We start from the raw sequence: 6,366 nt of genomic DNA, 5'->3' as shown, positions 1-6,366 counted from the left end.
GGTGGTGGTGATGTGGGTGGGTTGGTCGAGTTCTGTGTATTTGTGGTAGGTGCAGGTGATGTGGGTGATGTAGGGGGTGTGGGGGGTGGTGTGGGGGGTGGGGTGGGGGGTGGGGTGGGTGGTGTGGTGGGTGGTGTGGGTGTGGTGGGTGGTTTGGCGGGCGGCTTCGAGGAGGGCCATGCCGGGGACGTGGTCGGTGGGGTGGTCGTAGAGGACGGGGTGGTGGGTGTTGGTGCGGAGTTGGTAGTGGCCGGGTTGGTGGGGGGTGGTGGGGGAGAGGACGACGTCGTGGGGTGTGGTGCGGCCGACGGTGTGGGGTGGGAGGGGTGGGGTGAGGGGGAGGGGTTGGTGGTGGGGTTGGAGGGTGTGTGGGGGGCGGAGTCTGCGGTAGATGGTGGGGGTGATGACGGTGTAGGTGAAGGTGGCGGTGGCGGTGGTGTGTCCGTTGCGTTGGATGGTGGTGTGGTAGGTCATGCCGGTGAGTTGTTGGCGGCGGTGGCGGATGTGGGTGCAGTGGATGTCGAGGTCGAGGTTGGCGGGGGTGTGGGTGAGGTGCGTGTGGTGGGGGTGGAGGGTGAGGGTGAGTTTTTCCATGAGGAAGTGGTGGCCGAGGGGGACGGCGAATTCGGTGTGGGCGAGGAGGCTTCCGGCTTGGCGGATCGTTTCGGCGGCGAGGAGGGGGTCGTGGTGGATGCCGTGTTCGCCGTGGTCGATGGGGGTGTAGAAGCTGTGGCTGCGGGGCCATTGGGCGCTGACGTGGAAGTGGGTGTCGCTGTGGCGGTGCCAGCCGGTGAGCATGACTTCGGCGATGGCGGCGCGGTGGACGAGTTCGCGGGGGACGGTGGTGGTGAGGCCGGTGCCTGACAGGTGGGTGAGGCGGGTGAGGTCGGGGCGCTGCCAGGGTGCGGCCTGCCGGGCGCGCTGGGCCTGCGGTGTTTCCTCCGGTGCCGGCGGTGTGTCCTGGGCCGCGGGCGCGGTCGGTGCCGGGGCCGTCCGCTCTGCGGGGGCTGCCGGGGCTGAGGCTGTCCGCTGTGCGGGGGCTGCCGGGGCGTGGGCCGTTCGTGGCGCGGGTGTTGCGGAGGGCGGGGCCGTTCGTGCCGCGGGCGCTGCCGGGGCTGAGGCTGTCAGCTGTGCGGGGGCTGCCGGGGCCGGGGCTGTCCGCTCTTCGGGTGTTGCCGGGGTGGTGTGAGTCCTGTTTGTTGCGGGTGGTGTTGTCCGGGTCCGCTGTGACGCGGGTGCGGGTGCCGGGGCGGGTGTTGTCTGGCGTGCGGTGGTGGTGTGTTTGCCCGGGGCGGCCTGTGTCCTCAGTGCCGCCTGCGTCCTCGTTACCGTCTGCGTCCCCTGTATGCCCTGCGTGGCCTGAACTCTTGGTGCCGGCTGCGTTCCGTGAGTCCCCTGCGCGGTCTGCGTCTTTGGTGTCGTCTGTGGCGGCTGTTGTGCGGTGTGGGTTCCCTGTGCGGTCTGGATCCCTGGTGTTTCGTGTCGCCCGGGTGCTGTGGGGGTTCTCTGTGCTGCCGGTATTCCTGCTGCCGTCTGTGCCGTCTGTGCCGTCTGTTTTCCGGGTGTGGTCGCCGGTGTGTGTGCTGTCTGTGTTGTTTTGTGTGGTGTTGGAGGGTTTGTGGTGGGGTTGGTGGTGTGGAAGGTGCTCGCGGTCATCGTTCCCCCTGGACGAGATCGGAGTGTGCTTCTTGGCGGGGTCAAAAGATAAGGGCCACCCGGTTTTGATTTCCAGAGGAATTGGTGCCTCCGCCGGTGATCGTTCGAGGGGGTGGGGGAGGCGGGGTTGTGGGGGGTGGGGGTGGTCCGACTGGTTTTCGAGTGTTTCTCCAGCTCATCGGGGTGTGGGGGTGGGTTGGTCCGGTGGGGTGCGGGGGGTGGTTCTCGAGTGGGGCTGAAGTGGGTCTGTAGTGGGGTGGGGGACGGTGGCGGCAGCCGGCAGGCAGCCGGCGGGTGTCCGGCGGGGTAGCCGGCCGGTAGTCGGGAGGAGCCCGGTGATGGCGGTGGTGGGGGAGTACGAGGGGTGGGGTGCCGGCGGGCCGGCGCTGCGGATCGAGCGTGGTCAGGCGGGTGCGGTGGAACTGGCGGCGCTGACGGCCGTCTTGTATTCGGTGCTGGCCGCACGCGCCACCGCCACCGCCACCGCCGCCGGCACCGGCACCGGCACCGGCGGTGGTGGCGGGCTGGGGGAGGGTGCGGGGGAGGGTCCGTCGTGGCATCGGCCGGTTGCGGTCGTGGCGGGCGGGTCCTACCGGTCCCCGCACAGCTGGCACTAGCACACCGCGCCCCGCACGCCGCCCCTGCCCCGGCCTGTCCGGTAGGGCTGCGGGCCGGGGGTGTGCGTGCCGGGTCCGGGTCCGGTGCCGGGCCTGTCCTGCCTGCCGGGGGCGTTCCCGCCGTGCAGAGTCCGACGGGTCCGGTGTCCCCGGGGGGCCTGTGGTGTCCGTGCCGGGCCGGCCTGTTGGGCGGTGTTCCTGCTGGATCCGCGCCGCCTGCCGGTCCTGAGATGCCGGACGCTCCTGCCGCCCAGCCCAGCCCAGCCCAGGCCAGGCCAGGCCAGCCCAGCCCAGGCCAGGCCAGGCCAGGCCAGGGGAGTGCGAGGTGGGTGCGGTGTCTGTGCCGGGCCTGCCTGCCAGGGCGTTTCTGCTGGATCTGGTGCGCGGCCGTTGAGTTGTGCCGGATCCGGCGACCCCTGCCGGGTCCGCCGGTTTCACCGGGCCCACAGGGTTTGGTGTGGCTGCCGGGCGCGGGATCTGTGCCGGGCCCAGCGGGTCTGCCGGGTCCAGCGTCCGTGCCGGGTCTGCCGGGTCTGCCGGATCCTGCGGGGTCTTCTGCCGGGTCTGGTGGGGTGTTCGTGCCTGGTCGGTGCCGGTGCCGGTGCCGTGCTGGGGCGGGTGTCCCTGCCTGCCTGGTCTGGGGGCCGGGTCGGGTGGCCGGCCGGTGGCTGTGTGGGTGGTTCGGGTCGGGTGGCCGGCCGGGGTGGTTTGTGCCGGCCGGTGTGGCTGGGCCGGGTGTTGTGGGTGGGCCGGGGTGTCCGGTCCGGGTTTTCAATTTTTCGGATTTCATGCGTGCGTCACACACCCACCACTAAAACCGCGCGAGCGGTTTGTTAAGGTGGTGGTGGTGTGCGGTCGTGCGGGTGAGGGAGGGAAGACATCGTGACGGTCCTCGAGGACGTTCCCGTGGGGTTCGCGGAGCCTTCGGACACGCGCCGGCAGGCGGATGACGCCGTGGTGGGTGCGGAGTTGTCGGGCGCGGGTGGGCGGGTGGTGGGCGCTCCGGCCGCCCCCGCGGAGTTTTCCGATGGACGCGACGCCGTAGAGGGTGCGGTGGGTGCGAAGAGTCCGGGCGCGCCTGAGCGGGCGGGCAGTGTGCCTGCGGGGGGCCCGGATGTGCGCGGGCCGGCGGACGGCGCCGGGGTGGGCGCGCAGGGCCTGGGCGCGCCTGAGCGGGCCGGTGGTGTGCCTGAGGTGTCTGCGGTGGGCGCGGATGTGTGCGGGCCGGCGGGTGGCGCCGGGGTGAGTGACGGGCTTTCGGATGTGCGCGGGCGGGTGGGCGGCGCCGGGGGTGCGCAGGGCCTGGGCGTGTCTGGGCGGGCGGGTGGTGTGCCTGCGGCGGATGGTGTGGGTGTGGATGCGCGGGGGCGGGTTGCTGGGTTGGGGGTGTTGCGGGGGTTGGCGGTGGCGGGGCCGGCGGCGGGGTCGACGGGGGCGCAGCATGCGCGGGGGAAGTTGACGGCGCGGGAGCGGATCGGGTTGTTGCTGGATGAGGGGTCGTTTTGTGAGGTGGGGCAGTTGCGCCGGCATCGGGCGTCGGGGTTCGGGTTGGAGGGGAAGCGGCCTTATACGGATGGTGTGGTGACGGGTTGGGGGACGGTGGAGGGCCGTCAGGTGTTTGTGTATGCGCATGATTTCCGGATTTTCGGGGGTGCGTTGGGGGAGGCGCATGCGGAGAAGATCCACAGGGTGATGGATATGGCGGTCGCGGCGGGTGCGCCGTTGGTGTCGCTGAATGATGGTGCGGGTGCGCGGATTCAGGAGGGGGTGTCGGCGCTGGCGGGTTATGGCGGGATTTTCCGCCGTAATACGCGGGCGTCGGGGGTGATTCCGCAGATTTCGGTGATGTTGGGTCCGTGTGCGGGTGGGGCTGCTTACAGTCCGGCGTTGACGGATTTTGTGTTCATGGTGCGGGGGACGTCGCAGATGTTCATCACCGGTCCGGATGTGGTGAGGGCGGTGACGGGGGAGGAGGTGACGCAGGAGGGTCTGGGCGGTGCGGATGTGCATGCCGGGATGTCGGGGGTGTGTCATTTCGCGTATGACGATGAGGAGACGTGTCTGGCGGAGGTGCGGTATCTGCTGTCGTTGCTGCCGCAGAACAACCGTTCGCGTCCGCCGGAGGTGGTGTGCACGGATCCGGTGGGGCGGCGCAGTGAGGCGTTGCTGGATCTGGTGCCGGTGGACGGGTCGCGTCCGTATGACGTGACGGCGGTGATCGGGGAGATCGTCGACGACGGCGAGTTCCTGGAGGTCCATGAGGGGTGGGCGGGCAATGTGGTGTGTGCGCTGGCCCGTCTGGACGGCCGGGCGGTGGGCATTGTGGCCAGTCAGCCGCAGGTGCTGGCGGGGGTGCTGGACATGGAGGCGTCGCAGAAGGCGGCCGGGTTCGTGCAGTTGTGTGACGCGTTCAATGTGCCGATCGTGACGCTGGTGGATGTGCCGGGGTTCTTGCCGGGGGTGGACCAGGAGCACGGGGGGATCATCCGGCACGGTGCGAAGCTGCTGTATGCGTACTGCAATGCGACGGTGCCGCGGATCCAGGTGATTTTGCGCAAGGCGTACGGCGGCGCCTACATCGTGATGGATTCCCAGTCGATCGGCGCGGATCTGACGTATGCGTGGCCGTCGAACGAGATCGCGGTGATGGGTGCGGAGGGTGCGGCGGGGGTGATTTTCCGCCGGCAGATCGCCGAGGCGGACGATCCGGTGGCGATGCGGGAGCGGATGGTGAAGGAGTACACGGCCGAGTTGATGCACCCGTATTACGCCGTGGAGCGGGGGCTGGTGGACGATGTCATCGATCCGGCCGCCACGCGTGAGGTGCTTATTTCCTCGCTTGCGATGCTCCGCACGAAACATGCCGACCTGCCTTCCCGCAAGCACGGCAATCCGCCGCAGTAACGGAGCACCTTTTTCATGGCCAGACAGCAACGAGCGCTGCGTACCCGTGAGGCGCTGATCAATTCGGCGGCCGCGGTGTTCGACCGGGAGGGTTTCAGTGTGGCGTCGCTGCATGCGATCAGTTCCCTGGCCGGGGTGAGCAACGGGGCCCTGCATTTTCATTTCGCGAACAAGGCGGTCCTCGCGGACGCGGTGCAGGAGGCGGCCGCCGGGCGGCTGGCGGCGATCGGTGCGCTGCACGAGGGCCGTGCCGGGAACGCGCTCCAGCTGGTGGTGGACGCCTCGCACGAACTGGCGCGTGCGCTGGGCGCGGACGTGGTGCTGCGGGCCGGGTTCGAGCTCAGCCGCGGCCAGGTCCCGCACGGGCGGCCGCGTGATCTGCACCGGCAGTGGTACCTGTGGGTGGAGGCGTGCCTGAAGCGTGCCGAGGGCGAAGGCGTCCTGAACGCGGCGGTGCCCCGGCACGCGGCGTCCTCGGTGGTCGCGGCGACCACCGGGTTCGAGGTCCTGGCCCGGCGTGATCCGCAGTGGCTCTCCGCGCGGACCGTCACCCGGTTCTGGCAGCTGCTGCTGCCCCGCCTCGCCGACCCCGCCCTCCTGGGCACCCTCACCCCCGCCGGCACCCCCCGCCCCGACGCCGGCCCCGGCAACGGCGCCGGCCCCGGTGACGGCAACGGTGACGGTCCGGTTTCCGCCGCCGGTCCGGTTGCTGGTGCTGGTGCTGGTGCGGTGCCCGGGCCCCGTACGTCCGGCGGTCCGGCCGCCGCACCGTCCTCCGGGCCCACCGGCGGCGCCGCACACGGCGGCCCCGCCGGTCCCGCCCCGGGCACCCACGGGACGGGGGCCCACACCTAGGCAGTGGGCTGTCCTCGGCATGGCGGGGCGCTGACTGGCGTGGCGGCGGATACCGGGGCCGGCGCCCCGGCGGGCACGGAAACGCCCGGTACCTACCGGCACGCGGCGCACGGTCGGTTGCGCCGTCCCGGACGCAGAGGCGGTGGATCCGTTCCCGGGGGAAGTCTCCCCGCCGCACGGGGTGTCCGGTGAGCGCGCAGCGCGCAGCGCGCCGGGGCGCTGACGCGGCACGGGGCCTTTCGGCACACGGACATGAAGCCCCTCACGCCCTCCGTGCCCCGACGGCGACCGGCCGGCCGTGCGGGCGGGCGGGCGTGCGGGCGGCGGGCGGGTG

Annotated in this window: 4 protein-coding genes; 3 read left to right on the top strand and 1 reads right to left on the bottom strand. The window is 71.2% G+C overall.

Translation table 11 applies throughout. The features are described 5' to 3' along the window. On the bottom strand, positions 1-1,656 hold a 1,656-nt coding region (locus tag ACIQAC_RS35745; RefSeq protein ID WP_402198750.1), incomplete at its 3' end, for a ScbA/BarX family gamma-butyrolactone biosynthesis protein. Between the two features lie 338 nt (positions 1,657-1,994). Between ACIQAC_RS35745 and ACIQAC_RS35740 the strand changes: the two genes are divergently transcribed. The 3 genes from ACIQAC_RS35740 to ACIQAC_RS35730 all read left to right on the top strand — a co-directional run bounded on the left by ACIQAC_RS35740 (position 1,995) and on the right by ACIQAC_RS35730 (position 6,032). Next, entirely contained in the window at positions 1,995-2,273 is a 279-nt protein-coding gene (locus ACIQAC_RS35740) for an acyl-CoA carboxylase subunit epsilon (RefSeq protein WP_402198747.1), read from the top strand. A 1,308-nt stretch (positions 2,274-3,581) separates the two neighbouring features. Further along, positions 3,582-5,177 carry an acyl-CoA carboxylase subunit beta gene (locus tag ACIQAC_RS35735; protein ID WP_402198763.1) on the top strand — a complete coding sequence of 532 codons (1,596 nt, stop codon included), beginning with the start codon at positions 3,582-3,584 and terminating at the stop codon, positions 5,175-5,177. A gap of 15 nt (positions 5,178-5,192) precedes the next feature. Next, positions 5,193-6,032, top strand: a complete 840-nt coding sequence (locus tag ACIQAC_RS35730; RefSeq protein ID WP_402198744.1) for a ScbR family autoregulator-binding transcription factor — start codon at positions 5,193-5,195, stop codon at positions 6,030-6,032. Positions 6,033-6,366: the final 334 nt, after the last annotated feature.

The sequence above is a fragment of the Streptomyces sp. NPDC088387 genome, assembly GCF_044753385.1.
Taxonomy (GTDB): domain Bacteria; phylum Actinomycetota; class Actinomycetes; order Streptomycetales; family Streptomycetaceae; genus Streptomyces.
Note: the sequence above shows the minus strand (reverse complement) of the source record. Positions and strands in the feature narration are given on the sequence as shown.